The organism is Streptomyces sp. NPDC022552, assembly GCF_055561875.1.
Genome location: NZ_JBVHGJ010000010.1, coordinates 221017 through 247281, shown reverse-complemented (window position 1 = coordinate 247281; position 26265 = coordinate 221017). Strand labels below are relative to the sequence as shown.

General features: G+C 71.9%; 21 protein-coding genes. 16 read left to right on the top strand and 5 right to left on the bottom strand.

Annotated features, from left to right (window positions below):
- Positions 1-40 precede the first annotated feature (40 nt).
- The 8 genes from ACZ3OF_RS25395 to ACZ3OF_RS25360 all read left to right on the top strand — a co-directional run bounded on the left by ACZ3OF_RS25395 (position 41) and on the right by ACZ3OF_RS25360 (position 9649).
- Positions 41-187, top strand: coding sequence for a hypothetical protein (locus tag ACZ3OF_RS25395; protein WP_467306951.1), 147 nt, complete (start codon positions 41-43; stop codon positions 185-187).
- Positions 188-197: 10 nt separating this feature from the next.
- Complete coding sequence (locus tag ACZ3OF_RS25390) at positions 198-1094, top strand: oxygenase MpaB family protein (protein ID WP_361673960.1); 897 nt, start codon at positions 198-200, stop codon at positions 1092-1094.
- Positions 1076-3478 carry a serine/threonine-protein kinase gene (locus ACZ3OF_RS25385; protein ID WP_467306949.1) on the top strand — a complete coding sequence of 801 codons (2403 nt, stop codon included), beginning with the start codon at positions 1076-1078 and terminating at the stop codon, positions 3476-3478. The genes ACZ3OF_RS25390 and ACZ3OF_RS25385 overlap by 19 nt, the downstream gene beginning before the upstream one ends.
- Before the next feature lie 169 nt (positions 3479-3647).
- Entirely contained in the window at positions 3648-5186 is a 1539-nt protein-coding gene (locus ACZ3OF_RS25380) for a phytoene desaturase family protein (protein WP_361673964.1), read from the top strand.
- A 247-nt stretch (positions 5187-5433) separates the two neighbouring features.
- Positions 5434-6462, top strand: a complete 1029-nt coding sequence (gene tdh, locus ACZ3OF_RS25375; protein WP_361674332.1) for an L-threonine 3-dehydrogenase — start codon at positions 5434-5436, stop codon at positions 6460-6462.
- A gap of 20 nt (positions 6463-6482) precedes the next feature.
- Complete coding sequence (locus tag ACZ3OF_RS25370) at positions 6483-7682, top strand: glycine C-acetyltransferase (protein ID WP_361605875.1); 1200 nt, start codon at positions 6483-6485, stop codon at positions 7680-7682.
- 4 nt (positions 7683-7686) lie between these two features.
- Positions 7687-8595, top strand: coding sequence for a LysR family transcriptional regulator (locus tag ACZ3OF_RS25365; protein WP_361605878.1), 909 nt, complete (start codon positions 7687-7689; stop codon positions 8593-8595).
- A gap of 145 nt (positions 8596-8740) precedes the next feature.
- Entirely contained in the window at positions 8741-9649 is a 909-nt protein-coding gene (locus tag ACZ3OF_RS25360; RefSeq protein ID WP_361673966.1) for a proline iminopeptidase-family hydrolase, read from the top strand.
- 16 nt (positions 9650-9665) lie between these two features.
- Here ACZ3OF_RS25360 and ACZ3OF_RS25355 read toward each other — a convergent pair whose 3' ends face one another.
- On the bottom strand, positions 9666-11456 hold the full coding sequence (locus tag ACZ3OF_RS25355; RefSeq protein WP_467306946.1) for a serine hydrolase domain-containing protein: 1791 nt from the start codon (positions 11454-11456) through the stop codon (positions 9666-9668).
- Between the two features lie 170 nt (positions 11457-11626).
- Here ACZ3OF_RS25355 and ACZ3OF_RS25350 point away from each other — a divergent pair, with 170 nt between their 5' ends.
- The 4 genes from ACZ3OF_RS25350 (at position 11627) to ACZ3OF_RS25335 (ending at position 17157) form a co-directional block, all read left to right on the top strand.
- On the top strand, positions 11627-12736 hold the full coding sequence (locus ACZ3OF_RS25350; RefSeq protein WP_467306944.1) for an NAD(P)H-dependent flavin oxidoreductase: 1110 nt from the start codon (positions 11627-11629) through the stop codon (positions 12734-12736).
- Positions 12733-14307 (top strand): acyl-CoA synthetase, encoded by a 1575-nt coding sequence (locus ACZ3OF_RS25345; protein WP_361673972.1) that lies wholly within the window; start codon positions 12733-12735, stop codon positions 14305-14307. The genes ACZ3OF_RS25350 and ACZ3OF_RS25345 overlap by 4 nt, the downstream gene beginning before the upstream one ends.
- A 140-nt stretch (positions 14308-14447) precedes the next feature.
- Entirely contained in the window at positions 14448-15545 is a 1098-nt protein-coding gene (locus ACZ3OF_RS25340) for a calcium:cation antiporter (RefSeq protein WP_467306942.1), read from the top strand.
- 109 nt (positions 15546-15654) lie between these two features.
- Positions 15655-17157, top strand: coding sequence for a fatty acyl-CoA synthetase (locus tag ACZ3OF_RS25335; protein ID WP_361673976.1), 1503 nt, complete (start codon positions 15655-15657; stop codon positions 17155-17157).
- 109 nt (positions 17158-17266) lie between these two features.
- Here the strand turns inward: ACZ3OF_RS25335 and paaK are convergent, their stop codons facing one another.
- Positions 17267-18556: a phenylacetate--CoA ligase PaaK gene (gene paaK / locus ACZ3OF_RS25330; protein WP_467306940.1), complete on the bottom strand. Its 1290-nt coding sequence runs from the start codon at positions 18554-18556 to the stop codon at positions 17267-17269.
- A gap of 161 nt (positions 18557-18717) precedes the next feature.
- On the opposite strand from paaK, the gene ACZ3OF_RS25325 reads away from it, so the two are divergent.
- Both ACZ3OF_RS25325 and ACZ3OF_RS25320 read left to right on the top strand, forming a co-directional pair.
- The gene (locus tag ACZ3OF_RS25325) at positions 18718-19533 is read left to right on the top strand and encodes a bestrophin-like domain (RefSeq protein WP_467307025.1); all 816 of its coding nucleotides are present in this window, start codon (positions 18718-18720) and stop codon (positions 19531-19533) included.
- A 107-nt stretch (positions 19534-19640) separates the two neighbouring features.
- Positions 19641-20417: a GNAT family N-acetyltransferase gene (locus tag ACZ3OF_RS25320; RefSeq protein WP_361673984.1), complete on the top strand. Its 777-nt coding sequence runs from the start codon at positions 19641-19643 to the stop codon at positions 20415-20417.
- A gap of 54 nt (positions 20418-20471) precedes the next feature.
- On the opposite strand, the gene ACZ3OF_RS25315 is transcribed toward ACZ3OF_RS25320, so the two are convergent.
- Complete coding sequence (locus ACZ3OF_RS25315) at positions 20472-21278, bottom strand: pentapeptide repeat-containing protein (RefSeq protein ID WP_467306937.1); 807 nt, start codon at positions 21276-21278, stop codon at positions 20472-20474.
- A 100-nt stretch (positions 21279-21378) separates the two neighbouring features.
- On the opposite strand from ACZ3OF_RS25315, the gene ACZ3OF_RS25310 reads away from it, so the two are divergent.
- Complete coding sequence (locus ACZ3OF_RS25310; RefSeq protein ID WP_467306935.1) at positions 21379-22911, top strand: alpha/beta fold hydrolase; 1533 nt, start codon at positions 21379-21381, stop codon at positions 22909-22911.
- Positions 22912-22916: 5 nt separating this feature from the next.
- Here the strand turns inward: ACZ3OF_RS25310 and ACZ3OF_RS25305 are convergent, their stop codons facing one another.
- Both ACZ3OF_RS25305 and ACZ3OF_RS25300 read right to left on the bottom strand, forming a co-directional pair.
- A complete protein-coding gene (locus tag ACZ3OF_RS25305) occupies positions 22917-23531 on the bottom strand; it encodes a dihydrofolate reductase family protein (RefSeq protein ID WP_361673990.1) in 615 nt (204 codons plus the stop codon).
- 71 nt (positions 23532-23602) lie between these two features.
- Positions 23603-25234, bottom strand: a complete 1632-nt coding sequence (locus tag ACZ3OF_RS25300) for an acyl-CoA synthetase (protein ID WP_361673992.1) — start codon at positions 25232-25234, stop codon at positions 23603-23605.
- Between the two features lie 177 nt (positions 25235-25411).
- Between ACZ3OF_RS25300 and ACZ3OF_RS25295 the strand changes: the two genes are divergently transcribed.
- Entirely contained in the window at positions 25412-26212 is an 801-nt protein-coding gene (locus ACZ3OF_RS25295) for a crotonase/enoyl-CoA hydratase family protein (RefSeq protein ID WP_361673994.1), read from the top strand.
- Positions 26213-26265: the final 53 nt, after the last annotated feature.

Genomic DNA, 26265 nt, shown 5'->3' with positions numbered 1-26265 from the left:
GCACCACGACCATGCCGACGTACGAGAAGGAGCCGCTGGGTTGAGCCTCAGCGAGGCAGGACGGATCGACATCGCCGGACCCGTGGGCAAGCTGCTCCACCGCCGCCCGCTGAAGAACAGCACGGTCATGCAGCTCACCGAGTCCGGCACGAACACCGTACTGACGATCTGGCGTCAGCAGCCGTAGCCTGGACGCCATGAGGCAGGAAGCCGACCCCGGGCTGTTCGGTCCCGAATCCGTCACCTGGCAGCTGCACGGCGACCCGGTGATGTGGATCGCCGGCGTCCGTGCCCTGTACCTCCAGGCGCTGCACCCCGTCGCGGTGCGTGGCGTCATGATCAACAGCGACTTCAGGAAGGACGCCTGGGGCCGACTGCTGCGCACGGCGAACTTCGTCGGCACGATCAGCTACGGCACCACCGACGCCGCCGAGGCGGCCGGCGCACGTGTACGGAAGATCCACAAGCTGCTCGGGGTCGACGACCCCGAGCTCCTCCTCTGGGTGCACTGCGCCGAGGTCGACTCGTACATCTCGGTCGTGCGCCGCTCCGGCGTCCCCCTCACCGACGCCCAGGTCGACCGCTACATCGACGAACACCGAGTCTCCGCCCGGCTCGTCGGACTCGACACGGGTACCGTCCCCGCCACCGCCGGCGAACTCGCCTCCTACTTCGAGGACGTCCGCCCGCGGCTCGCCGCCGGCGAGGACGCCCGCACGGTCGCCTCCTTCCTGCGCCGGCCACCCGTTCCGCCCGCGCTCGTCCCGGCGCGCGAGATCGTCTGGCGGCGCGTGGCATCACTCGCGTACGACTCCCTGCCCCCGTACGCCCACGAGCTCTACGGCCGGCCCGCGCCCCCGGCCGACACCGTCACGAACCGGCTCACCGCCGCGGCCAATCTGCTGCGCTCCGTCCCGGCCAGGCTCCGCTGGCGGCTGCCGCCAGGTCACATCTTGAACGCGATGGCCCGGCTGGGCCCTGACGTGCGCCCCGCGCCGTACACACTCAGGCACAAGGCGGCCATACTGGACCCGCCGGGGAGGGCGCGGAACATCAACGGGGGCGACAGCACGCGATGGCGGACACCAGGCTGATCCAGGGCCGGTACCGGCTGCACGACGTGATCGGGCGCGGCGGGATGGGCGAGGTGTGGCGGGCCACCGACGAGTCGCTCGGCCGCAGGGTCGCGGTCAAGTGCCTCAAGCCGCTGGGGCCGCAGCGGGATCCGGCCTTCATGACGGTGCTGCGGGAAAGGTTCCGGCGCGAGGCCCGGGTCGCCGCCTCCCTCCAGCACCGCGGGGTCACCGTCGTCCACGACTTCGGCGAGTACGACGGGGTGCTCTTCCTCGTCATGGAGCTGCTGGAGGGCCACAACCTCAGCCAGCTCCTGGAGGAGAACAAGCAGCACCCGCTGCCGGTGCCGGACGTCGTGGACATCGCCGAACAGGTCGCCGACGCCCTCGCCTACACCCACCGTCAGGGGATCGTCCACCGCGACCTCAAGCCCGCCAACATCATGCGGCTCGGCGACGGTGCCGTGAAGATCTGCGACTTCGGGATAGCGCGCCTCGGCGAAGACATCGGCTTCACGTCCAAGCTCACCGGCACGGGCATCGCCATGGGCACGCCGCACTACATGTCGCCGGAGCAGATCAGCGGCGGGGAGATCGACCACCGCAGCGACCTGTACTCGCTCGGGTGTGTGCTGTACGAGATCGCCACCGGTGCCCCTCCCTTCGACCTGGAGGACGCCTGGGCCGTGCTCGTCGGCCACCGGGACACCCCGCCCGAGCCCCTGCGGACGCACCGCGCCGAGCTGCCCGACTACCTGGACCGGATCGTCCTCGACCTGCTCGCCAAGACGCCCGACGGCCGGCCGACGGACGCGAGCGACCTGCGCCGCAGGATCGTGACCGCCCGCACGGGGCCGGGGTACGGATCGGTACCTGGCCACGGACCGGGACAGGGTCTCGGACCTGCTCCGGGTCTCGGACCCGCTCCTGGGCCGGGCCACGGAACGGCGCTCGGACCGGAGCCGGGACCGCGCCACGGACCCGGTCCCGGCCCCGCCGCCGGACCCGCGCTCGCGCCGCCTCCCGTACGGGTGCCCGGGGCGGCCCAGCGCCGACTCCCCTCCTGGGCGCGGGGGATGACCACCGGGCACCGCGTCACCGCCGGATCCCGTGCGCTGAGCACCGTGGCGTACGACCCGGCGGCCGAGCTCACGGGGGAGTGGACCACCGCGTCGCGGGTGCTTCCCCAGCGGACCGCCGGCCGCGCCGAGCGGCCCGCTCCGCCGCCGGAACTCCTCGCCGTGCTCGCCAGTCGGCACAAGGCCGGTCTCAGCCTCGGCCGGCTCGGCCGCTGGAACGAGGCGGAGGACGTGCACCGGTCCGTCGTCGAGGACCGTCGCCGCGTCCTCGGACCCGATCACCCCGACACGCTCACCAGCGGGTACGAACTCGGCTTCACGCTCAGCAGGCTCGCCCGCCCGGCCGACGCCCTGCGCGAGTTCGGCCGGGTGGCCGAGGCGCGTGAGCGCGTCCTCGGCGCGGACCACCCCGACACCCTGGCCGCGCGCCAGGAGACGGCGTACGTCCTCGGCCGCCTCGGGCGGCACGCCGAGGCGCACCAGGTCTACGCGGCGGTGCTCGCCTCGCGCGAGCGCACGATGGGCCCGGAGCACCCCGACACCCTCCGCTGCCGCCACAACCTGGCCTTCAACCTGGGCCGTCTCGGGCGCCTCGACGAGTCGTACCGGATGGCCACGGAGGTGGCCGAGGCGCGTGGCCGGCTGCTCGGCGACGAGCACCCGGACACGCTGGTGACCCGGTACGAAGTGGCCTACACCCTCGGCCAGTCGGGGCGCTGGGCGGAGGCGCTCACGACGTACCGCGAGGTCGCCACGGCGCGGTGCACCGTGCTCGGGCCGGACCACCCCGACACGCTCGCCGCCCGCTACGAGGTGGGCATCTGTCTGGGCCGGCTCGGCCGGAGCGCCGAGGCGCTGGATCTCTACCGCGACCTCGTCGACGCCCGCACCAGGGCGCTCGGCCCCGACGACCCGGAGACGCTGCGCGCCCGCCACGGACTCGGCGTCAACCTCGGACGCCTCTCCCGCTGGGAGGAGGCGGTGGAGGAGGCCCGCGACGTTTGGTCGATCCGCGAGCGCGTCCTCGGCGAGGACCACCCGGACACGCTCGTCAGCCGCCGTGAGATCGCCGTGGGCCTCGGCTGGCTCGCCCGCTGGGAGGACGCCCTCACGGTCTACCACCAGGTCGCCGAGGCACGCGCGCGTGCGCTGGGCGACGGTCACCCGGACACCCTCGCCAGCCGCCACGACGAGGCCCACTGTCTCGAACGCCTCGGCCGCCACACGGAAGCCGTCGAGCTGTACCGCCGGGTCGCCGCCCTGCGTGACGACGACGGCGACGGAAAGGGAGGAGGAGAGTCGGCGGGGGATCCGCCCCCAAGCTAGACACGCCCCGCGCTGGAGACGCCCCGCGCTGGACGCGCCCCGTGCAGGACGTGCCCCGTGCTGGACGTGCCCCGTGCTGGACGTGCCCCGTCCCGGTGCGAGCCCCCGAACCGCAACCCGCCCCCGCTCGCGGGGTTCCGTGCGCGATCTTCGCGTGTTAGCAAGAGACATGACCGCACAGCGCTCGTACGACGCCGTCATCGTCGGCGGTGGCCACAACGGACTGGTCGCCGCCGCCTACCTGGCCCGCGCCGGACGTACCGTCCTCGTTCTGGAACGCCTCGGATCCACCGGCGGTGCCGCCGTCTCCACCCGGCCCTTCGCCGGGGTCGACGCCCGGCTCTCCCGGTACTCGTACCTCGTCTCGCTCCTGCCGCGGAAGATCGTGCGCGAACTGGGGCTGCGGTTCGCGGTGCGGAAACGGTCCATCTCCTCGTACACCCCGAAGGGCGACGGCGGCCTGCTCGTCGGCGGCGGCCCCGACCGCACCCGCGCCTCCTTCGCCGCCCTCACCGGCTCCGACCGGGAGTACGAGGCCTGGCAGGCGTTCTACGGCCGTACGGGAGAGGTGGCCGAACGCGTCTTCCCCACGCTCACGGAGCCGCTGCCCTCCCGCGCGGAGCTCCGGGCCCGCGTGGCCGACGAGACGGCCTGGCGCATGCTCTTCGAGCAGCCGATCGGCGCCGCCGTCGAGGAGAACTTCGCCGACGACCTCGTCCGGGGCGTCGTCCTGACCGACGCCCTGATCGGGACCTTCGCCGACGCCCACGACCCCTCGCTGCTCCAGAACCGCTGCTTCCTCTACCACGTCATCGGCGGCGGCACCGGCGACTGGGACGTGCCCGTCGGCGGCATGGGCGCCCTCACCGACGCCCTCGCGGACGCCGCCCGCACCGCGGGCGCGGAGATCCGGACCGGCCACGAGGTGACGCGGATCGAGACCGACGGCGTCCGCGCCGAGATCACGTACCGCACGGCGGAGGGCGAGGGTGTGGTCGCGGCAGGGCACGCACTGGTGAACGCCTCGCCGCAGGCCCTCGCCGGCCTGCTCGGCGAGACGCCACCACAGCCCGCCGAAGGCGCCCAGCTCAAGGTCAACATGCTGCTCACCCGGTTGCCGAAGCTCCGGGACCGCTCCGTCGACCCGCGCGAGGCCTTCGCCGGCACCTTCCACATCGCCGAGGGATACGGTCAGTTGGCCACGGCCTACGCCGAGGCCGCGGCGGGCCGGCTGCCGAGCGCGCCGCCCTCGGAGATCTACTGCCACTCGCTTACCGACCCGAGCATCCTCGGCCCGGACCTCGTCGAGCGCGGCTACCAGACCCTCACGCTCTTCGGACTGCACACCCCTGCCCGGCTGTTCGCCGCCGACAACGACTCCGCCCGCGCCGCCCTCCTCAAGGCGACCCTCGCCGAACTCGACGCCGTCCTCGACGAGCCGCTCGCCGACTGCCTCGCCGTCGACGCCGAGGGCCGGCCCTGCATCGAGGCGAAGACCCCGCTCGACCTCGAACGCGATCTGCGGCTGCCCGGTGGCCACATCTTCCACCGCGACCTCTCCTTCCCCTACGGGGAAGAGGGCACCGGCCGCTGGGGCGTCGAGACCGCGCACGCCAACGTCCTCCTCTGCGGCGCCGGGGCGGTCAGGGGCGGAGGCGTGAGCGGAGTCCCCGGCCACAACGCGGCGATGGCGGCGCTCGGTCACTGACGCGCCGTTGCCCGTGGCACCCGTGGCAGGTGCCACGTGGTGCCGGCGGCGCCGTTGCTGCGTCGCCCGGTCCGAGCCCCGGTCCCGCCCGCGCGGCGACTGGCGTGAAGCTCACCTGTGGCGGTGCTTAAGAAAACCTCGATGGACCGGGAGCCTGACGTACGGAAGATTTCCTTCAGGGATCTTGAGCGCGAACCCGCGCCCGGACCCCGAAGGTCACAGGACACGCACGTCGGGAGCCATGGCATTGAAGGCGCTGGTCAAGCAGAACGCGGAGCCGGGACTCTGGCTCATGGACGTACCGGAGCCGGAGATCGGCCCCGGAGACGTACTGATCAAGGTCAAGCGGACCGGTATCTGCGGGACGGACCTGCACATCCGCTCCTGGGACGGCTGGGCGCAGAAGACCATCGCCACGCCGCTGACGCTCGGCCACGAGTTCGTCGGCGAGGTCGTCGAGATCGGCCGTGACGTCGCCGACATCGCGGTCGGTGACCTGGTCAGCGGCGAGGGCCACCTCGTGTGCGGCAAGTGCCGCAACTGTCTGGCCGGCCGCCGCCACCTCTGCCGCGCCACCGTCGGCCTCGGCGTCGGCCGCGACGGCGCGTTCGCCGAGTACGTCGCCCTGCCCGCGTCCAACGTGTGGGTGCACCGCGTCGACGTCGACCTCGACGTGGCCGCGATCTTCGACCCCTTCGGCAACGCCGTCCACACGGCGCTCTCCTTCCCGCTCGTCGGTGAGGACGTCCTCGTCACCGGCGCGGGCCCGATCGGCATCATGGCGGCCGCGGTGGCGAAGCACGCCGGCGCGCGCAACGTCGTCATCACCGACGTCAGCGAGGAGCGCCTCGCGCTCGCCCGCAAGGCCGGTGTCTCGCTCGCGCTGAACGTCGCCGAGCAGACGATCGCCGACGGCCAGCGCACGCTCGGCCTCAAGGAGGGCTTCGACGTCGGTCTGGAGATGTCCGGCAACCCCCGCGCGATGCGCGACATGGTCGCGAACATGACCAACGGCGGCAAGATCGCCATGCTGGGTCTGCCCGCGGAGGACTTCTCCGTCGACTGGGCGAAGATCGTCACCTCCATGATCACGATCAAGGGCATCTACGGACGCGAGATGTTCGAGACCTGGTACGCGATGTCCGTCCTCCTGGAGGGCGGCCTGGACCTCGCCCCGGTGATCACCGGCCGCTACGCGTACACCGACTTCGAGGCCGCCTTCGACGACGCCGCGTCCGGCAAGGGCGGCAAGATCATCCTCGACTGGACCGTCTGATCCCCTCAAAGGACCGAACCATGTTCACTTCCGTACGCGACGACCTCCGTACCACCCTCGACGAGATCCGTGCCGCCGGGCTGCACAAGCCCGAGCGCGTGATCGGCACGCCCCAGTCCGCGACCGTCGCGGTCACCGCGGGTGGTCAGCCGGGCGAGGTGCTCAACTTCTGCGCCAACAACTACCTCGGCCTCGCCGACCACCCCGAGGTGATCGCCGCCGCCCACGAGGCGCTCGACCGCTGGGGCTACGGCATGGCGTCCGTCCGCTTCATCTGCGGTACGCAGGAGGTGCACAAGGAACTGGAGGCCCGCCTCTCCTCCTTCCTCGGCCAGGAGGACACGATCCTCTACTCGTCCTGCTTCGACGCCAACGGCGGCGTCTTCGAGACGCTGCTCGGCCCCGAGGACGCCGTCATCTCCGACGCCCTCAACCACGCCTCCATCATCGACGGCATCCGCCTCTCCAAGGCCCGCCGCTTCCGCTACGCCAACCGCGACATGGCCGACCTGGAGCAGCAGCTCAAGGAGGCCACCGAGGGCGGCGCCCGGCGCAAGCTGGTCGTCACCGACGGCGTCTTCTCGATGGACGGCTACGTCGCCCCGCTCGACGAGATCTGCGACCTGGCCGAGCGCTACGACGCCATGGTGATGGTCGACGACTCCCACGCCGTCGGCTTCGTCGGCCCCGGCGGCCGCGGCACCCCCGAGCTGCACGGCGTCATGGACCGGGTCGACATCATCACCGGCACCCTGGGCAAGGCCCTCGGCGGCGCCTCCGGCGGCTACGTCGCCGCCCGCGCCGAGATCGTCGCCCTGCTGCGCCAGCGCTCGCGCCCGTACCTCTTCTCGAACACCCTCGCCCCGGTCATCGCCGCCGCCTCCCTCAAGGTCCTCGACCTGCTGGAGTCGGCCGGTGACCTGCGCGAGCGGCTGCGCGCCAACACGGAGCTCTTCCGAACCCGGATGACCGCGGAGGGCTTCGACATCCTCCCCGGCGACCACGCCATCGCCCCCGTCATGATCGGCGACGCGTCCGAGGCGGGCCGCATGGCGGAGCTGCTCCTGGAGCGCGGTGTGTACGTGATCGGCTTCTCGTACCCGGTCGTCCCGCAGGGCCAGGCCCGCATCCGCGTCCAGCTCTCGGCGGCCCATTCGTCCGATGATGTGAACCGGGCTGTGGACGCGTTCGTCGACGCGCGCGCCGCCCTGCGAAACTAGGGGAATGATCGAAGCGCGGCGGCTGCACATCCTCCGGGCGGTGGCCGACCACCGCACCGTCACGGCGGCTGCCGCCGCGCTCTATCTCACCCCCTCGGCCGTCTCCCAGCAGCTCGCCGCCCTGGAGCAGGAGACCGGCCACCGCCTCGTCGAGCGCAATGCCCGCGGGGCACGGCTCACCCCGGCAGGGGAGATCCTCCTCAGCCACGCCAACGCGGTCCTCGCCCAGCTGGAGCGCGCCGAATCCGAACTCGCCGCCTATGGATCGGGCGAGGCGGGCACGGTCACGGTCGCGGCCTTCGCGACCGGTATCGGCCTGGTCGTCGCCCCCGCCATCAGCGGCCTCGCCCGCACGTCGCCCGGCATACGGGTACGGGTACGCGACGCGGAGGGCGACGAGAGCCTGCTGATGGTCCTGGACCGTCAGGTCGACGTCGCCGTGGCCGTCGAGTACCGCGGCGCGCCGGGCGAGGACGACGCCCGGCTCACTCGCGTACCGCTCTACGCGGAGCCGTTCGACGCCGTCCTGCCGCTCGGGCACCCACTCGCCGGCGACGAGCAGGTGGCCCTGGCCGATCTCGCCAAGGACGCCTGGATCGGCCAGTCCGCCGGCAACCCGTGCCATGACGTGACCGTGCTGGCCTGCGAGTACGCCGGCTTCGCACCCCGCCTGGAGCACTCGTCCGACGACTTCCGGGCCGTCGTCGCCCTCGCCTCCGCGGGTGCGGGTGTCGCGCTCGTCCCGCGCTCGGCGCTGCGCGGCACGGCCCTCGACGAGGTGGTGATCCGTCCGGTCGACGGCGTCGCGCCCACCCGCCGCGTCTTCGCCGCCGTACGGAGGGGAGCCGAGGAGCACCCCCTCATCAGCCCGGTCCTCGCAGCCCTGCGCGCGGCGGCGGAACCGGCCGGCTGAGGAGCGCCCGGGGCATCCCGTGCGTCCGGGAGGCCCGGTGCGCCGGTCCCGCACGGGTGCGTCCCTCCGCCGCCGCCCACCGCGTGCGCCGTCCTTCGAGCCCTGCCCATCATGGGGGGAATGCCGGATCTCCCCAGGAGGCGCCATGGCCGTCACCGAAGGCACTGTGCCGTTCCGCGGCTTCCACACCTGGTACCGGGTCGTCGGCCGGCTTCACAGTCCCGACGGGAAACTCCCTCTCCTCGTCGTGCACGGCGGCCCCGGCCTGCCCCATGACTACCTGGAGGACCTCGGGGAGCTCGCCGACGGCGGCGGTCGTGCCGTGATCTTCTACGACCAGCTCGGCTGCGGCAGGTCCGACCAGGCGGAGGACCCCGGCCTGTGGTCGCTGGACACGTTCGTGGCGGAGATCGAGGCCGTGCGGCAGGAGCTCGGACTCGACCGGTTCCATCTGCTCGGCCACTCCTGGGGCACCCAGGTGGCCCTCGCCTACGTCCTCGGCAAGCCGTCCGGGGTGGCGGGTCTCGTCCTGGCGGGCGTGGTCGCCGACGCGCCCGCGTACGCAGCCGAGGCGCGACGGCTCAAGGACTCCCTTCCCGCCGAGGTCCGCGAGGTCATCGACCGGTGCGAGGCCGAGGGGAGAACCGACGACGACGCCTACCTGGGCGCCACCATGGCCTTCTACCAGCGCTGGCTCTGCCGCCTGGACCCCTGGCCCGAACATCTCGTGCGCTCCGTTCTCACCATGCGGGAGGACGTGAACGCTGCGCTGTGGGGCCCGGAGTGGAACGTCACGGGCAGCCTGAAGGACTGGAGCGTCGCCGACCGGCTGCACGAGATCGACCTCCCCGTCCTGGTGACCTCCGGCCGCCACGACATGGTGACCCCCGAGGTGGTCCGCCCCGTGGTGGAGAGCATCCCGGGCGCGATGTGGACGCTCTTCGAGAAGAGCGCCCACATGGCGTCCGTCGAGGAGCCGGACCACTACCGCCAGGTGGTGGAGAGCTTCCTCTCCGGGGTCGAGGGGGAACATCCGGAGGCGTCCGGCAGATGACGGCCCCGCGGCCGGGTCAGTCCGCCGACCTGGTCCACCCCACCGCCTCGATCCTGGACCCGTCCGCCGGTCGCGCCTCCTCGAACACCCGGCGCCCGGAGGCGTCCAGGACCCGCAGGCCGTCCACGTACACCCCGCGTCCGACATAGAGCCTGTCCGTCGAGTACCGCCACCGCAGGCGTACGGACGCGGCGCCGCCCACGTGCGTGAGGTCGGCGGCCGCCTGGTGCCAGACGCGCCCGGACCAGCCGCTCACCGAGCCCGCCGGGCGCTCCCGCGGCTCCTGCCCCTTCCGTACGGTGGTGAACGGCACCGGCCCCCAGGTCGCGCCACCGTCCGTGGACGCCTCCAGGACGGCGGCGTCCACGCCCGGCTCGGTGTCCCACCACAGCGCGCACTCCAGACGCCTCGCCCCTTGGAGCGGCGGGAGCGTCAGCGTGGCGGTGGTCGCGCTCGTCATTCCGGAGAACCAGGACGTCCGGCCGTGCGCCGGGCGGACCGGGACGGCGCGGGCCAGGTTGTTCGCCGCGGCGACGCGGGGCGCCGAGCCGGAACGCCAGGAACGGACCGGGTGGACGGAGTTGCCCAGCACGACGAGGAAGGCGTCCGTCGTCGGGTCCAGGACCAGGCTCGTACCGGTGAAGCCGGTGTGGCCGGCCGAGCGCGGGGTGGCCATCGCGCCCATGTACCAGTGCTGGTAGAGCTCGAAGCCGAGGCCGTGCTCGTCGCCCGGGAAGTCGGTGTTGAAGTCGGTGAGCATCAGCTCCACCGACTCGGGGGCCAGGATCCGCGCGTCGCCGTACGCCCCGCCGTTGAGCAGCGTGCGGGCCAGGACCGCCAGGTCCCAGGCGCAGGAGAACACGCCCGCGTGGCCGGCGACCCCGCCCAGGCTGTACGCGTTCTCGTCGTGGACCTCGCCCCACACCATGCCCCGGTCGAGGCCGGACCAGGGCAGCCGGGAGTCCTCCGTCGCCGCGATCTTCGGCTTCCAGGAGAGCGGGGGATTGAACCGCGTGCGGTGCATCCGGAGTGGAGCGGTGATCTCGCTTCGGAGCAGTGTGTCCAGTGTGCGACCGGTGATCTCCTCCAGGATCAGCTGGAGCGAGATCAGATTCAGATCCGAGTACAGATAGCGGGTCCCGGGCGGGTTCGCCGGCGTCTCGGCCCAGAGCAGCCGCAGCTTCCCCTCCCGCGTCGGCTCCTTGAAGAGCGGGATCCAGGCCCGGAACCCCGAGGTGTGGGTGAGCAGCTGACGGACCGTGATGTCCTGCTTCCCGCCACCCCCGAACTCCGGCAGGTACGCGGTGACCTTCGCCTCGAGGTCCAGGGCGCCCCGCTCGATCTGCTGCACCGCCAGGATCGAGGTGAAGAGCTTGGAGACGGACGCCAGGTCGAAGACCGTGTCCTCCGCCATCGCGATCTGCCGCTCGGACGGCAGCTCGATCCCGCTGTCCGTCTCCTCGTCGTACCCCGCGTACCGCACCGCCGCCCCGATCGGCCGGTGCAGCGCGACCGTCCCGCCCCGCCCGGCCAGCAGCACCGCTCCCGCGTACCACGGGTGGATCGGGGAGGGCCCGAGGAACGCCTCGGCGTCGGCGACCAGCCGGTCCAGGTGCTCGGGAAGCAGCCCGGCCCGCTCCGCGGACCCGCGCCGCAGGGTCGTCCGGCCGCCCCCGGGCGTGGAGGCCGCGGCGGCCCCCGGGATCGAGCCGACCATCAACGCACCTCCCAGGGCGAGAAGCCGGCCGCCGAACGCCCGGCGACCGATTCCCCGGCCCACCGCAACCCTTGCCGATTCCTCCGTCATCCCTACCCTCTCCCACGCCTCTGAAAGAATCCTTCGGCCACACGCGCAACGGCTGAAACTTTCTTACCGGGGTGAGGGTGCGTCAAGGAAGCGGGCGGCGGAGCAAAGAATCTGACACAGCATCAGAAAATCTCTTCCCTCGGCCGATCCCCTGCGGCATCCTGCCGCCCATGAAGACGGAGCTGAGCCAAAAACTGGGGATCGAGCACGCCATCTTCGGCTTCACGCCCTTCCCCGCGGTGGCCGCCGCCATCACCAGAGCCGGCGGATTCGGTGTCCTCGGCGCGGTGCGCTACACCGCCCCCGACGACCTCGCGCGCGACCTCGACTGGATGCAGGACCACACCGACGGACTGCCCTACGGCCTCGACGTCGTCATGCCCGCGAAGAAGGTCGAGGGGGTGAGCGAGGCCGACGTCGAGGCGATGATCCCGGAAGGGCACCGCGAGTTCGTCCGTACCACCCTCGCCGAACACGGCGTCCCCGAACTCGCCGAGGGCGAGGCCTCCGGCTGGCGCATCACCGGCTGGATGGAGCAGGTCGCCCGCAACCAGCTCGACGTCGCCTTCGACTACCCCATCAAGCTCCTCGCCAACGCCCTCGGTTCCCCGCCCGCCGACGTGGTCCAGCGCGCCCACGACCACGACGTCCTCGTCGCGGCCCTCGCGGGCAGCGCACGGCACGCCCGTCACCACGCGGAGGCCGGCATCGACATCGTCGTCGCCCAGGGGTACGAGGCCGGCGGGCACACCGGTGAGATCGCCTCCATGGTCCTCACCCCCGAGGTCGTCGACGCCGTCTCCCCGCTGCCCGTACTCGCCGCGGGCGGCATCGGCAGCGGCGAACAGATCGCCGCCGGGTTCGCGCTCGGCGCCCAGGGCGTCTGGCTCGGCTCCCTCTGGCTCACCACCACCGAGGCCGACATGCACTCCCGTGCCCTGACCGCGAAACTCCTCGCCGCAGGCTCCGGCGACACCGTCCGCTCCCGTGCCCTGACCGGCAAGCCCGCCCGTCAGCTGCGCACCGAGTGGACCGACGCCTGGGACGACCCGGACGGCCCCGGCACCCTCCCGATGCCGCTCCAGGGGCTGCTGGTCGCCGAGGCCGTCTCCCGCATCCAGAAGTACGAGGTCGAGCCGCTGCTCGGCACGCCCGTCGGGCAGATCGTCGGCCGGATGAACTCCGAGCGGAGCGTGCAGCAGGTCTTCGACGAGCTGACCAGCGGGTTCGAGAAGGCCGTCGACCGCATCAACCGCATCGCCGGAAGGGGTGCCTCGTGAGCGAGAAATGGGGGTCCCCCGGGACGGAGTCCGGGGGAGGGTTCTGGTCCCAGGCCACCGCAGACCCCTCCCGTACGGTGCTGATCGCGCCGGACGGCGAGGAGTGGACGGCAGGACGGCTCCACGCCGACGCGAACCGGCTGGTGCACGGGTTGCGCGCGGCCGGCCTGGAGCGGGGCGACGCCTTCGCGGTCGTCCTGCCCAACGGGGTCGAGTTCCTCGCCGCGTATCTCGCCGCCTCCCAGGCCGGGTTCTATCTCGTCCCCGTCAACCACCACCTCGTCGGGCCCGAGATCGCCTGGATCGTCGCCGACTCCGGCGCCAAGGTCCTCGTCGCCCACGAGCGGTTCGGGCCCGCGGCGACGGCCGCGGCCGACGAGGCGGGGCTGCCCGCGACCCACCGCTATGCCGTGGGCTCCGTGCCGGGCTTCCGCCCGTACGCCGAACTCCTCGACGGGCAACCGGAGTCCGCCCCGGAGGACCGCACCCTCGGCTGGGTCATGAACTACACCTCCGGCACCACCGGCCGCCCGCGCGGCATCCGCCGCCCGCTGCCGGGCAAGCTCCCCGAGGAGACGTATCTCGGCGGCTTCCTCGGCATCTTCGGGATCCGGCCCTACGACGGCAACGTGCACCTCGTCTGCTCGCCGCTCTACCACACGGCCGTGCTGCAGTTCGCCGGCGCCGCCCTGCACATCGGCCATCCGCTCGTCCTCATGGACAAGTGGACCCCCGAGGAGATGCTGCGGCTCATCGACACCCACGACTGCACCCACACGCACATGGTCCCGACCCAGTTCCACCGGCTGCTCGCGCTGCCCGAGGAGGTACGGAGCCGGTACGACGTCTCGTCGATGCGCCACGCCATCCATGGCGCCGCGCCCTGCCCCGACCACGTCAAGCGGGCGATGATCGACTGGTGGGGGAGCTGTGTGGAGGAGTACTACGCGGCGAGCGAGGGTGGCGGCGCCTTCGCCACCGCCGAGGACTGGCTCAAGAAACCCGGCACGGTCGGCAAGGCCTGGCCCATCAGCGAGCTCGCCGTCTTCGACGACGACGGCAACCGCCTCCCGCCCGGCGAACTCGGCACCGTCTACATGAAGATGAGCACCGGCGGCTTCTCGTACCACAAGGACGAGGCGAAGACCGCGAAGAACCGTATCGGTGACTTCTTCACGGTCGGCGACCTGGGCGTCCTGGACGAGGACGGCTATCTCTTCCTCCGCGACCGCAAGATCGACATGATCATCTCGGGCGGGGTCAACATCTACCCCGCCGAGATCGAGTCGGCGCTCCTCACCCATCCCGCGGTCGCCGACGCCGCCGCCTTCGGCATCCCGCACTCCGACTGGGGCGAGGAGGTCAAGGCCGTCGTCGAGGCGGCCGAGGGCCATGAGCCGGGTGACGCGCTCGCAGCCGACATCCTGGCGCACTGCGAGGAGCGCCTCGCCGGCTACAAGCGCCCCAAGTCGGTCGACTTCATCGCCGCCATGCCCCGCGACCCGAACGGCAAGCTCTACAAGCGCAGGATCAGGGAGCCCTACTGGGAGGGTCACGAGCGCCCGCTCTAGCCGGGTTCCGGTGCCGGGTCACGTACAGTCGAACTGTCGTGCCCCGGCCCCGGGTGGTGAGTTCCCGCCGTGCGCCACCGCATGCCTTGGGACATAGGCCGCAAGTCGGTCGATGTCTCCTATATGGCAGGATGCAGGGCATGAGTTCGAGCGAGGCGGGGCTGGCACGGCAGTGGTCGACATGGGGACCGGTCCTTGCGGCCGGCGTCCTCGGGCTGACGTGGGGACGTGGCCTTCCCGGCTTCGTCGTCGGCCTCATCGCGGTCTGCCTGATCGCCGCCGTCCTCGCCGCGGTCCATCACGCCGAGGTCGTCGCCCATCGCGTCGGCGAGCCGTTCGGCTCGCTCGTCCTCGCGGTCGCGGTCACGGTCATCGAGGTCGGACTGATCGTCACCCTCATGGCGGGCGGGGGCGACAAGGCCTCGACCTACGCGCGTGACACCGTCTTCGCCGCCGTCATGATCACCTGCAACGGCATCGTCGGTCTCTCCCTCCTCGTGGGCGCCCTGCGCAACCGCGTCGCCGTCTTCAACGCCGAGGGCTCCGGCGGCGCGCTCGCCACCGTCTGCACCCTCGCCACCATGACCCTGGTCCTGCCGACCTTCACGACCAGTCACGCCGGCCCCGAGTTCTCCGGGGCACAGCTGGCCTTCGCCGCCGTCGCCTCGCTCTGTCTGTACGCCGTGTTCGTCGCCGTCCAGACCTTCCGGCACCGCGACTACTTCCTCCCCGTCGCGCGCCCGGGCCACGAGTCCGAGGAGGACCACGCCGATCCGCCGAGCGACCGGATGACCTTGGCGAGCCTCGGCCTCCTCGTCGTGGCGCTCGTCGCCGTCGTGGGCCTCGCCAAGATCATCTCGCCGACGATCGAGGACGGTGTCGAGTCGGCCGGTCTGCCCAAGGCCGTCGTCGGCGTGATCATCGCCCTGATGGTGCTGCTCCCCGAGACGCTCGCCGCCGTGCGCGCCGCGCGCCGGGACCGGATGCAGACCAGCCTCAACCTCGCCTACGGCTCGGCGATCGCCAGCATCGGCCTGACGATCCCGGCGATCGCCCTCGCCTCGATCTGGCTCTCCGGCCCCCTGGTCCTGGGCGTCGGCGCGGTCCACATGGTGCTGCTCGTGCTCACCGCCGTGGTGAGCGCCCTGACCGTGGTGCCCGGGCGAGCCACCCTGCTCCAGGGCGGCGTCCACCTCTCGATCTTCGCCGCCTTCGTGTTCCTGTCGTTCAGCCCCTGACGCAGGCTCAGCCCGCGTGGTGGTCCCGCACCTTGTTCCTTCCCCCCCTCGGGCAGGTGGCCGGCTCCGGTACTTGACCCGTCGCCCCGGGGCCGCCGAGGATCCCGACATGGAACGACTCCTCACCCGGACCGTCGACGGCGTCCTGCGCATGAGCGCCCAGCGCACCCCCGAGCGGATCGCCGTACGGTACGCGGACCGCGTCTGGACCTATGCCGAGCTGGACGCGGCCGTGAGCACCGCGGCCGCCGTGCTGCGCGAGCGGTACGGGCTGGAGGAACGGGCCCGCGTCGCGACGTACGCCCACAACTCCGACGCGTACCTCATCGCCTTCCTCGCCTGCTCCCGCGCGGACCTGATCCACGTCCCGGTCAACCACCACCTCACCGGCGACGACCTCGCCTACATCCTGCGCCAGTCCGGCAGTTCGCTCGTCCTCGCCGACCCGGCGCTCGCCGACGGCGTCCCCGCCGGCCTGGCGGTGCGGGCTCTGCGGGACACCGAGGACTCGTTTCTCGCGGCGCTCGCCGAGCCCGACACGTACGACACCGACCGTGACGCACGCGAGTACGTCCAGCTGCTCTACACCTCCGGCACGACCGCGCTGCCCAAGGGCGCCCGGATGACCCACCGCGCCCTGGTCCACGAGTACGCCAGCGCCATCGAGGCCCTCGACCTGCACGAGGACGACAAGCCGGTCCACTCGCTGCCGCTGTACCACTCGGCGCAGATGCATGTCTTCCTGCTGCCGTACCTCGCGGTCGGCGCCGAGAACACCATCGTCGACGGGCCCGACCCGAAGGTGCTCTTCGACCTGATCGAGGCCGGCCGCGCCGACAGCCTCTTCGCGCCGCCGACCGTGTGGATCGGCCTGTCCAACCACCCGGAGTTCGCGAGCCGCGACCTCTCAGCCCTGCGCAAGGCGTACTACGGCGCCTCGATCATGCCGGTGCCCGTCCTGGAGCGGCTGCGCGGCCGGCTTCCCGGGCTGCGCTTCTACAACTGCTTCGGGCAGAGCGAGATCGGTCCGCTCGCCACCGTCCTCGGCCCCGACGAGCACGAGGGGCGGATGGACTCCTGCGGGAAGCCGGTCCGCTTCGTCGAGGCCAAGGTCGTCGACGAGAACGGCGTGGACGTCCCGGACGGCACTCCCGGCGAGATCGTCTACCGCTCACCGCAGCTGTGCGACGGCTACTGGGACAAGCACGACGAGACCAAGGAGGCCTTCCGCGGGGGCTGGTTCCGCTCCGGCGATCTCGCCGTGCGCGACGCGGAGGGCTACTACACGGTCGTGGACCGGGTGAAGGACGTCATCAACTCCGGGGGAGTGCTGGTCGCCTCCCGACAGGTCGAGGACGCCCTCTACACCCATCCGGGCGTCGCCGAGGTCGCCGTCGTGGGCCTGCCCGACGAGCGCTGGATCGAGGCGGTCACGGCCGTCGTCGTCCCCCGGGCGGGGCACGTCACCGAGGCCGAACTCCTCGCCCACGCCCGTGAGAAGCTCGCCCACTTCAAGGCCCCGAAGAGGGTGCTCTTCGTGAACGAGCTGCCGCGCAACGCCAGCGGGAAGATCCTGAAGCGGGAGCTCCGCGACCGCTTCGCCTCCTCCTGACGCCGATGCGGGCGAGTCCGCCGCGTCCGCACCGGGTCCGGCGCGTCCGGGTACGGCCGGGAGGTGGCCGTACCCGCACACGGGCCCGGCCGCCTCCCGGTCCCCGTGCTCAGTGCTCGCCGCGCAGGTCCACGATCCGCTTGATCTTGCCCACCGACCGTTCCAGCGTCTCGGGGTCGACCACCTCGACCCCGACCGAGACCCCGATGCCGTCCTTGACCGACTGCGCGATCGCCCGGGCCGCCTCCGCCCGCTGCTCGGGGGAGGCGTCCGGGCGCGCCTCGGCCCGTACCGTCAGCGCGTCGAGCCGGCCCTCCCGGGTCAGCCTCAGCTGGAAGTGCGGGGCCACCGCCGGCGTACGCAGCACGATCTCCTCGATCTGGGTGGGGAAGAGGTTCACCCCGCGCAGGATCACCATGTCGTCGCTGCGGCCCGTGACCTTCTCCATCCGCCGGAACACACGTGCCGTGCCCGGCAGCAGCCGGGTCAGGTCCCGGGTCCGGTAGCGGACGACCGGCATGGCCTCCTTGGTGAGGGAGGTGAACACCAGCTCGCCCTCCTCGCCGTCCGGCAGCACTTCGCCCGTGAACGGGTCCACGATCTCCGGGTAGAAGTGGTCCTCCCAGATGTGCAGGCCGTCCTTGGTCTCCACGCACTCCTGCGCGACGCCGGGGCCCATCACCTCCGAGAGTCCGTAGATGTCGACGGCGTCGATGGCGAAGCGCTCCTCGATCTCCCGGCGCATCGCCTCCGTCCACGGCTCGGCGCCGAAGATGCCCACCTTGAGCGAGGTTGTCCGCGGATCCACGCCCTGCCGCTCGAACTCGTCGAGCAGGGTGAGCATGTACGAGGGCGTCACCATGATGATCTCGGGCTCGAAGTCCTGGATCAGCTGCACTTGACGGGCCGTCATGCCGCCCGACGCCGGGATGACCGTACAGCCGAGCCGCTCCGCGCCGTAGTGCGCGCCGAGTCCTCCGGTGAACAGGCCGTATCCGTACGCCACATGGACCTTGTGACCCGGCCTGCCGCCCGCCGCGCGGATCGAACGGGCGACGACGTCGGCCCAGGTGTCCAGGTCGCGTTCGGTGTAGCCGACCACGGTCGGCCGGCCGGTGGTCCCGCTGGAGGCGTGGATACGCCGGATCTCGGACCGGTCGACCGCGAACATCCCGAACGGGTAGTGGTCCCGCAGATCGGTCTTGGCGGTGAAGGGGAAGCGGGCGAGGTCGGCCAGTGAGCGGCAGTCGTCGGGGTGTATCCCCGCCTTGTCGAAGGACTGCCGGTAGAAGGCCACGTTCTCGTACGCGTGACGCAGCGTGGACCGCAGCCGCTCCAGTTGGAGCGCCTCCAGCTCCGCGCGCCCGAGTCGTTCGCCGCTGTCCAGCAGATCCGTCATGTCCCGCCCACTCCCGTCCGAAGGTCCTGAACGTCTGAAATCGGACTACCGATCATTCGGTAGATCCTTTCGAGGTCAGTAAATCCGGCCGGACCCGGCCGATGGCAAGGGGGTGGCGTCGATTTTCTGATCCCGTGAGCATCCCCCTACGCTCGGTGACCATGGTCCTCTGGCTGCTCAACCACCTCGGTACGCTCACCCTCGCCGTCCTGATCGTCGGCGGCACCGTCCTCGCGGCACTCGCCGGCAGTGTGCTGCTGCGCCGCAGGCATCCCCGGCTCGCCGACGGCGAGCACAACGACATGGTGGGTGTCGTCCTCGGGATGTTCGGCGCCATCTACGGGATCATCCTCGCCTTCGTGATCGTCACCCTGTGGACCCAGATGGAGAACACCCAGAACGTCGTCGCGGCCGAGGCCACCGGCGTCGCGCTCATCGTGCGGGACGCCCGCGCGTTTCCGCCCGCGGAGCAGGCCCGGGTGAACGCGGCGGCCTCCGGATATGTGCACGCCGTCGTCGAGGTGCAGTGGCCGCTCATGCGGGAGGGTGCCGCGGAGTACTCCGTCACCGGGGCGAAGCTCGAGGGGCTGTACGACGCCCTGCAGGCGTACGAGCCCGTCACCGAATCGGAGAAGGCCTTCTACACACAGGCCGTCGCGAAGCTGGACGACGTGGCAGGCGAGCGCCGGGCGCGGCTGACCATGGCCGGTCAGCAACTGCCGCCGCTCCTCCAGGTGCTCGCCGTCGGCGGCGCCCTGGTCATCATTCCGCTGACCTTCCTCTACGGCATGCGGAGCCGCCGCATGCAGCTGCTGTTCGTCGGGGCGGTGGCGGCGCTCATCGGGTTCAGCCTCCTGCTGGTCGTCGTGCTGGACCGGCCCTTCGCGGGGGAGCTGAGCGTCAGCCCCGTCCCGTACCAGGAAGGCGCGCTGGCGCAGTTCTGGGAGCCCGCCCAGGAGGCGTCCGCCGTCCGGTGATGTGCCCGGACGGCGGAGCGCGCACGGCGCTCGCGGGGCGCCCTCACGGTTCAGCGGGCGCGCCAATCCGCTTGCCGCGCTCCGACGACCGGTGCTGAAGTGCCGCCATGGACCAGACAGCGATACGCGCCCTGTTCGACCACCAGCTGCGCCTCGGCGCCCGTCCCGACGGGCCGGGCATCCGGGTCGAGCGCGACGGCCAGGTCGTGCGGCAGACCGGCCCGGCCCATGCCTGGAACGGCATCCTCTGGTCCGGCCTCCAGGAGCGGGACGTCGACGAGGCCGTCGCCCGACAGATCCGCCACTTCACGGCGCTCCGCCTGCCCTTCGAGTGGAAGGTGTACGGCCACGACGGTCCGGCGGACCTCGCCGCGCGACTGCTCGCCGCCGGGTTCACCGCCGAGGACCAGGAGACCCTGATGGTCGCCGAGGCGGCCACGCTGCCCACGGCGGTGGACCTTCCCGAAGGCGTCGAGCTGGTCCCCGTCACCGACGCGGCCGGGGTGAAGCTGGTGACCGAGGTCCACGACCGGGCCTTCGGCGGCGACAGTTCCCACATCGGCCGTCAGCTCCTCGACCAGCTGGCCGCCGCCCCCGACACCGTCGCCGCCGTACTCGCCATGGCCGGCGACGAACCCGTCAGCGCCGCGCGCCTGGAGCTGTACCCCGGCACGGACTTCGCCGGTCTGTGGGGCGGCGGCACGGTCGAGCCCTGGCGGGGCAAGGGCCTCTACCGGGCCCTGGTCGCCTTCCGTACGCGGATCGCCCTCGAGCGGGGCCACCGCTTCGTCCAGGTCGACGCGGCCGACACCAGCCGCCCGATCCTCCAGCGCCTCGGCTTCACCGCCCTGACGACGACCACGCCGTACGTCTACGTCCCCTAGGGCTTCCCGGGCGCGCGGGCGCCCGTGCGCCCAGGCCCCACGAAGCGCGCGGGTCTACGGGCGGGCCCAGTGGGTGGGGCGCTCGAAGCCCTCCGGCAGGCGGGTCGTGCAGTCGCCGCGGGCCGCGTTCAGCTGGGGCTGGGTGAGGAACAGGGCGCCGGTGAGGTTAGCGCCGGACAGGTCGGCGTCCCGCAGATCGGCGCCGATCAGATCGGCCAGGGACAGATCCGCGCCCGTCAGGTCGGCGGCGATCAGCAGAGCGCCGCGCAGGTCGGCGCCGCGCAGCCTGGCCCCCCGGAGCCGTGCGCCGATCAGATCCGCGCCGCGCCGGCTCTTGGTCCTGCCGCCCGCCGTCGCCCGCACCAGCGCGCTGGTCTTCAGCAGGAGCGGGTTGACCTCGCCGCGTACGGCGGCGACGTCGAGCTTCTCCAGGGCGTCCGCGGCCCCCTCGGTCAGCTGCTCGACCCGGGAAAGTGCCCGTCGCAGCTCGGCGTGGACCGGGCGGGCGGCGGGCAGGGCGAGGGCCTCGGTGAGGTAGCGCAGCAGCTCGTGGAGCTGGCGCATCACGGGGAACACCTCGTACATCCGGCGTGACGTCTCCGGAGCCTCGCGCCAGGAGACCCCGTGGAAGGTGACCTGGGAGACCTTCTGGCCCGCGCCGAAGCAGTCGTACACCGTGCACCCCGAGAAGCCGCTCGGCCGCAGCTTGGTGTGGATGCCGCAGCGGAAGTCCTCCTGGAGGTTCCGGCACGGTTCGCCGGAGGACTTGTTCACCGCGAAGTCCGCGGACTTCGCGAAGGGGAGCGCGACGCAGCAGAGTCCGAAGCAGTTGGCGCAGTCGCCTCGGAGGGTCTCGGGCATGGGTGTGCGGTTCCTTCGTCGATGGGGTGTACACCCACCGTATCGCGCTGTCGGCGAAATCGGTTGCGAAGATCATCCGGCCTCGCCGACGATCGGTGACATGCCGACCTTCACGACGTACGACGGGACCGAACTGGCCTATGACGTGCGGGGCGTGGGTGAGCCGCTCGTCTGTCTGCCCGGCGGTCCGATGCGCGACGCCACGTACCTCGGCGACCTCGGAGGCCTCGACACGCGTCGCAGCCTGATCGTGCTGCACCTGCGTGGCACCGGCGCCAGCGCGGAGCCCGCCGACCCCGCCTCGTACCGCTGCGACCGGCAGGTGGCGGACGTAGAGGCGCTGCGGCTCCACCTCGGCCTGGAGCGCGTCGATCTGCTCGGCCACTCGGCCTCGGGGAACCTGGCCACGCTGTACGCGGCGGCCCACCCCGAGCGGGTGCGCTCCCTCGTCCTGGTCACCCCGGGCACGCGGGCGGTGGGCATCGACATCACGGACGAGGAGTGGGACAAGGCCACCGAGGTCTTCGCCGACGAGCCGTGGTACGCCGAGGCGCGGGCCGCGCTGGCGACCATCGGCGCCGGCACGCCGATGGTACGGGTCATGGAGATCATCGCCCCGTTCGCCTACGGGCGGTGGGACGAGGCCGCCCGAGCCCACGCGGCGGCGGGCCTGACGGAGACGCACTGGGACGCCGCGGCCGCCTTCCACGCGCCCGGCGCCTTCGACCCCGTGACGACCCGGGCAGCCCTGGCCGCCCTCACCGCGCCGGTCCTGATCCTGGCGGGGGAGTACGACGGCGGGCCGACCCCGGCGCGGGCGGCCGAGCTCGCGGAGTTCTTCCCCCATGCCGAGGTGGTCGTCCAGCGCGGTGCGGGGCACTTCCCGTGGGTGGACGACGCGGGCGCCTTCGCCCGCCCGGTCGCCGCGTTCCTCGACCCGGAGGTGCGTACGGTCACCGTCGACGGGGTACGCCTCGCGTACCGGGTGTGGGGCGAGGAGGACGCGCCGCCCGTCGTCCTGGTCCACGGCCGCGGCGGGAACGGCGCGGACTGGACGCGGATCGCCGAGGAACTGGCCACGGACCGCCGGGTGTACGCCGTCGATCTGCGCGGACACGGTCTGAGCGACTGGACCGGCCCCTACGGCTTCGACGTGTTCCGCGACGAGCTGCGCGGGTTCCTGAAGGCGCTGGACCTCGGCGGCGCCGATGTGGTCGCCCACTCGATGGGCGGCGCCGCGGCCTACCTCCTCGCCATGAACGAACCCGGCCTGATCGGCCGGCTGGTCCTGGAGGAGGCGCCCGTCTTCTTCCCCCTTGACCCGCCGCGAGGTCACGCGGCCCGCCCCGAGGGGCGCCTCGGCCTGGACTGGGACGTCGTGCTCGCGACGGACGCCCAGCTGAACGAACCGGACCCCGCCTGGCGCGAGGGCCTCGCGGCGATCACGTCCCCGACCCTGATCCTGGCCGGCGGCGCGGCCAGCCACCTCGCTCAGGAGCGGCTGTCCTGGATGGCGGACCGACTGCCCGAGGGACACCTCGTCACGATCGGTACGGGCCACGAGATCCACGCGTCCCGTCCGGCCGAATTCCTCACGGCTCTGCGTGAGTTCGGGATCCAGCGCCGGGTCTGACGCCGTCAGAGCACGTCGTAGGTCAGATGCGTCGCGGTCGATGTCGTGGTCACGCTCCGCTGCGCCAGCGTGCGCGGTGTCCCGCCGGTGAACAGGGGCGTTCCGGCGCCCAGTACGACGGGCGCGAGGTGCAGCGAGAGCGCGTCGACCAGCCCGGCTTCGAAGGCCGAGCCGATCGTGGCGCCCCCGCCCATGAGGACGACGTCGAGGTCCTTGCCGCCCGCCGACGAAGCCGCCTCGGCACGCTCGCGCGCGGCGGTGACGGCGTCGGCCAGACCGGTGGTGACGAACGTCCAGTCGAGGCCTGTCAGCCGTACCGACTCCGGCGGTGAACTAGTGACGACGACGAACGAGGGCTTGCCGACCTCGCCGGCGCCGTAGCCGGTCGTGTCGTCCCAGCCGTCCGGCCCGTCGACCAGATCGAAGAGCCGACGCCCGAGGACGACGGCCCCCGACCGGACGGTCCCCTCGCGCAGGATCCGGCGGTCCTCGGGGTCCTCGGAGAACGCCCAGGCGTGCAGGGCCTCGCCACCGGTGCCCAGACCGTTGTCCGGTCCGGGGTCGGGCCCGGTGACGAAGCCGTCGAGCGAGACCGAGATGTCAGCGATGATGCGCGTCATGTTCGAGTCATACCAGGACATACCCGATCCACCGGCGCCGTGCCCGGGGCGGTGACGGCGCCGGGCAGGGTTCACGCGGAGCCCTGGGCGTCCTCGGTGGCGGCGACCGAGCGGGCCCAGCGGTAGTCCGCCTTGCCGCTGGGGGAGCGCTGGATGCGGTCGGTGATCACCAGCTGGCGGGGGATCTTGTAGCCGGCGAGGCGCGTACGGCAGTGGGTCTGGACGGTCTCCAGGTCCAGCGAGGGCGCCCCGGCGCGCAGTTGGACGACGGCCGCCACATGGTTGCCCCACTTCGCGTCGGGCACCCCGGCGACCAGGGCGTCGTACACGTCCGGATGGGACTTCAGCGCCTGCTCGACCTCCTCCGGGTAGACCTTCTCGCCGCCCGTGTTGATGCACTGCGAGCCGCGGCCGAGGACCGTGACGATGCCGTCCTCGTCGACGGTCGCCATGTCGCCGAGCAGCACCCACCGCTCGTCGCCCTTCCGGAAGAAGGTCTCGGCCGTCTTCGCCGGGTCGTTGTAGTAGCCGAGCGGCACATGTCCGCGCTGGGCGAGGCGTCCCACTTCACCGACCGCGACCTCCGCGTACGTCGCCGGGTCCACGACCCGCGTCCGCTCGTTGACCTCCAGGCGGAAGCCCTTCTCCGGGCCCGAGTCGTCCGTCGCCTTGCCGTTGGAGCCGGACTCCGAGGAGCCGAAGTTGTTGAGGAGCAGCACGTTCGGTACGAGCGCCTGGAACTGCGCCCGCACCGTCTCCGACATGATCGCCCCGGAGGAGGAGACGCTGAACAGGGAGGAGAGGTCCGTTCCCTTGAGCGGTCCATGGAGCGCGTCGATCAGCGGCCTGAGCATGGCGTCGCCCACGAGCGAGACGCTGGAGACCTTCTCCTTCTCGATCGTCCGGAGCACCTCCTCGGGCGCGTACTTGCGGTGGATCACCACCCGCTGCCCGTAGTTGAAGGCGATGAACGAGGTCAGCGTCGAGGTTCCGTGCATCAGCGGGGGAGCGGGGAAGAACGTGATCCCCGAGCCGCCCGCCGCGACGCGCTCGGCCAGCTCCTCCGGCCGCTTGACCGGCTCGCCCGCGGGGTCGCCGCCGAAGAGTCCGGCGAAGAAGAGGTCCTCCTGACGCCACATGACGCCCTTCGGCATCCCCGTCGTACCGCCGGTGTAGATGATGAAGAGGTCGTCGGCGGAGCGCGGGGGGAAGCCGCGTTCCGGCGAACCTCCGGCCTCCGCCTCCGCGAAGGGTGCGCAGTCGAGCGCGGGCGCGTCCTCGGGCGGGGTCCCCACCCGCACGAGGTGCCGCAGCTTCTCCGTCTGCGGCAGCGCGGCCGCGACCCGTCCGGTGAACTCGGCGTCGAAGACGAGCGCGGCCAGATCGGCGTCCGTGTAGAGGTAGACCAACTCCTCCTCCACGTAGCGGTAGTTCACGTTCACCGGCACGATCCGCGCCTTCAGGCAGGCCAGGACGGTCTGCAGGTACTCGATCCCGTTGTAGAGGTGCAGGCCCAGGTGCTCGCCCGGCCCGATGCCGGCGTCGATCAGATGGTGGGCGAGACGGTTGGCGGCGGCGTCGAGCTCGGCGTACGTGAGCCGGCGCTCCGCTCCCGTCCCCGGGTGGTCGACGTAGACGAGCGCCTCGCGCTCCGGGACCACGTCCACGACCGATTCGAACAGGTCGGCAAGGTTGTACTCCACCGTTCCTCCTGACCTCGCTGGTCGTCCGGGGCCTGACTGACTCGGCGGTCATTAGAGCGCCGGGCGGCGGAGGTGGGAAGGGGGCGCGCAGAAGAATCTGACTGAGTGTCAGAAAACTATTGAACTGGACCCGCGCCTCCTGCAACCTGTTCTAGGTCTGGAGACGGGAGAACGCCCATGGGTGGGACCGAACACCTCACCGTGCAGCGCGAAGGCGCCACACTCGTGCTCACGCTCAACCGGCCTGAGGCCAAGAACGCGCTGTCACTGGCCATGCTGGTCGGGCTCTACGACGGCTGGCTGGAGGCCGACGCCGACGACTCGATCCGCTCCGTCGTCCTCACCGGCGCCGGCGGCTCCTTCTGCGCCGGGATGGACCTCAAGGCGCTGGCGGGCAAGGGGATGGAGGGCGAGCGGTACCGGGACCGGATGAGAGCCGACCCCGATCTGCACTGGAAGGCGATGCTGCGCCACCACCGCCCCCGCAAGCCCGTCATCGCCGCCGTCGAAGGGTACTGCGTCGCCGGCGGCACCGAGATCCTCCAGGGCACCGACATCCGGATCGCCGGCGCCACCGCGACGTTCGGGCTGTTCGAGGTGAAGAGGGGGCTGTTCCCGATCGGCGGCTCGACGGTCCGGCTGCCCCGCCAGATCGCCCGGACCCACGCGCTGGAGATGCTCATCACCGGGCGTCCGTACGGCGCGGAGGAGGCGGCCCGGATCGGACTCGTCGGCCGTGTCGTACCCGCCGGGACCGCGCTGGAGACGGCTCTGTCCGTCGCCGAACAGATCAACGCCTGCGGGCCGCTCGCGGTGGAGGCCGTGAAGGCGTCGGTGTACGAGACGGCCGAGATGACCGAAGGGGAGGGGCTCGCGGCCGAACTGAAGCGCGGCTGGCCGATCTTCGAGACGGCGGACGCGAAGGAGGGGGCGCGGGCGTTCGCGGAGAAACGTCCGCCGGTGTACCGCCGGGAGTGAGCCTCCCCCACCCGCCCCTACGCCTGGCGGCGTGGGGGAACCCCACTTCCCGA

Excerpts from the sequence above, each read along its gene's own strand:
- ACZ3OF_RS25390 (WP_361673960.1), top strand. The coding sequence starts at position 198 with ATGAGGCAGGAAGCCGACCCCGGGCTGTTCGGTCCCGAATCCGTCACC.
- ACZ3OF_RS25385 (WP_467306949.1), top strand. The coding sequence starts at position 1,076 with ATGGCGGACACCAGGCTGATCCAGGGCCGGTACCGGCTGCACGACGTG.
- ACZ3OF_RS25380 (WP_361673964.1), top strand. The coding sequence starts at position 3,648 with ATGACCGCACAGCGCTCGTACGACGCCGTCATCGTCGGCGGTGGCCAC.
- ACZ3OF_RS25370 (WP_361605875.1), top strand. The coding sequence starts at position 6,483 with ATGTTCACTTCCGTACGCGACGACCTCCGTACCACCCTCGACGAGATC.
- ACZ3OF_RS25365 (WP_361605878.1), top strand. The coding sequence starts at position 7,687 with ATGATCGAAGCGCGGCGGCTGCACATCCTCCGGGCGGTGGCCGACCAC.
- ACZ3OF_RS25360 (WP_361673966.1), top strand. The coding sequence starts at position 8,741 with ATGGCCGTCACCGAAGGCACTGTGCCGTTCCGCGGCTTCCACACCTGG.
- ACZ3OF_RS25355 (WP_467306946.1), bottom strand. The coding sequence starts at position 11,456 with ATGACGGAGGAATCGGCAAGGGTTGCGGTGGGCCGGGGAATCGGTCGC.
- ACZ3OF_RS25350 (WP_467306944.1), top strand. The coding sequence starts at position 11,627 with ATGAAGACGGAGCTGAGCCAAAAACTGGGGATCGAGCACGCCATCTTC.
- ACZ3OF_RS25340 (WP_467306942.1), top strand. The coding sequence starts at position 14,448 with ATGAGTTCGAGCGAGGCGGGGCTGGCACGGCAGTGGTCGACATGGGGA.
- ACZ3OF_RS25335 (WP_361673976.1), top strand. The coding sequence starts at position 15,655 with ATGGAACGACTCCTCACCCGGACCGTCGACGGCGTCCTGCGCATGAGC.
- paaK (WP_467306940.1), bottom strand. The coding sequence starts at position 18,556 with ATGACGGATCTGCTGGACAGCGGCGAACGACTCGGGCGCGCGGAGCTG.
- ACZ3OF_RS25325 (WP_467307025.1), top strand. The coding sequence starts at position 18,718 with ATGGTCCTCTGGCTGCTCAACCACCTCGGTACGCTCACCCTCGCCGTC.
- ACZ3OF_RS25320 (WP_361673984.1), top strand. The coding sequence starts at position 19,641 with ATGGACCAGACAGCGATACGCGCCCTGTTCGACCACCAGCTGCGCCTC.
- ACZ3OF_RS25315 (WP_467306937.1), bottom strand. The coding sequence starts at position 21,278 with ATGCCCGAGACCCTCCGAGGCGACTGCGCCAACTGCTTCGGACTCTGC.
- ACZ3OF_RS25310 (WP_467306935.1), top strand. The coding sequence starts at position 21,379 with ATGCCGACCTTCACGACGTACGACGGGACCGAACTGGCCTATGACGTG.
- ACZ3OF_RS25305 (WP_361673990.1), bottom strand. The coding sequence starts at position 23,531 with ATGACGCGCATCATCGCTGACATCTCGGTCTCGCTCGACGGCTTCGTC.
- ACZ3OF_RS25295 (WP_361673994.1), top strand. The coding sequence starts at position 25,412 with ATGGGTGGGACCGAACACCTCACCGTGCAGCGCGAAGGCGCCACACTC.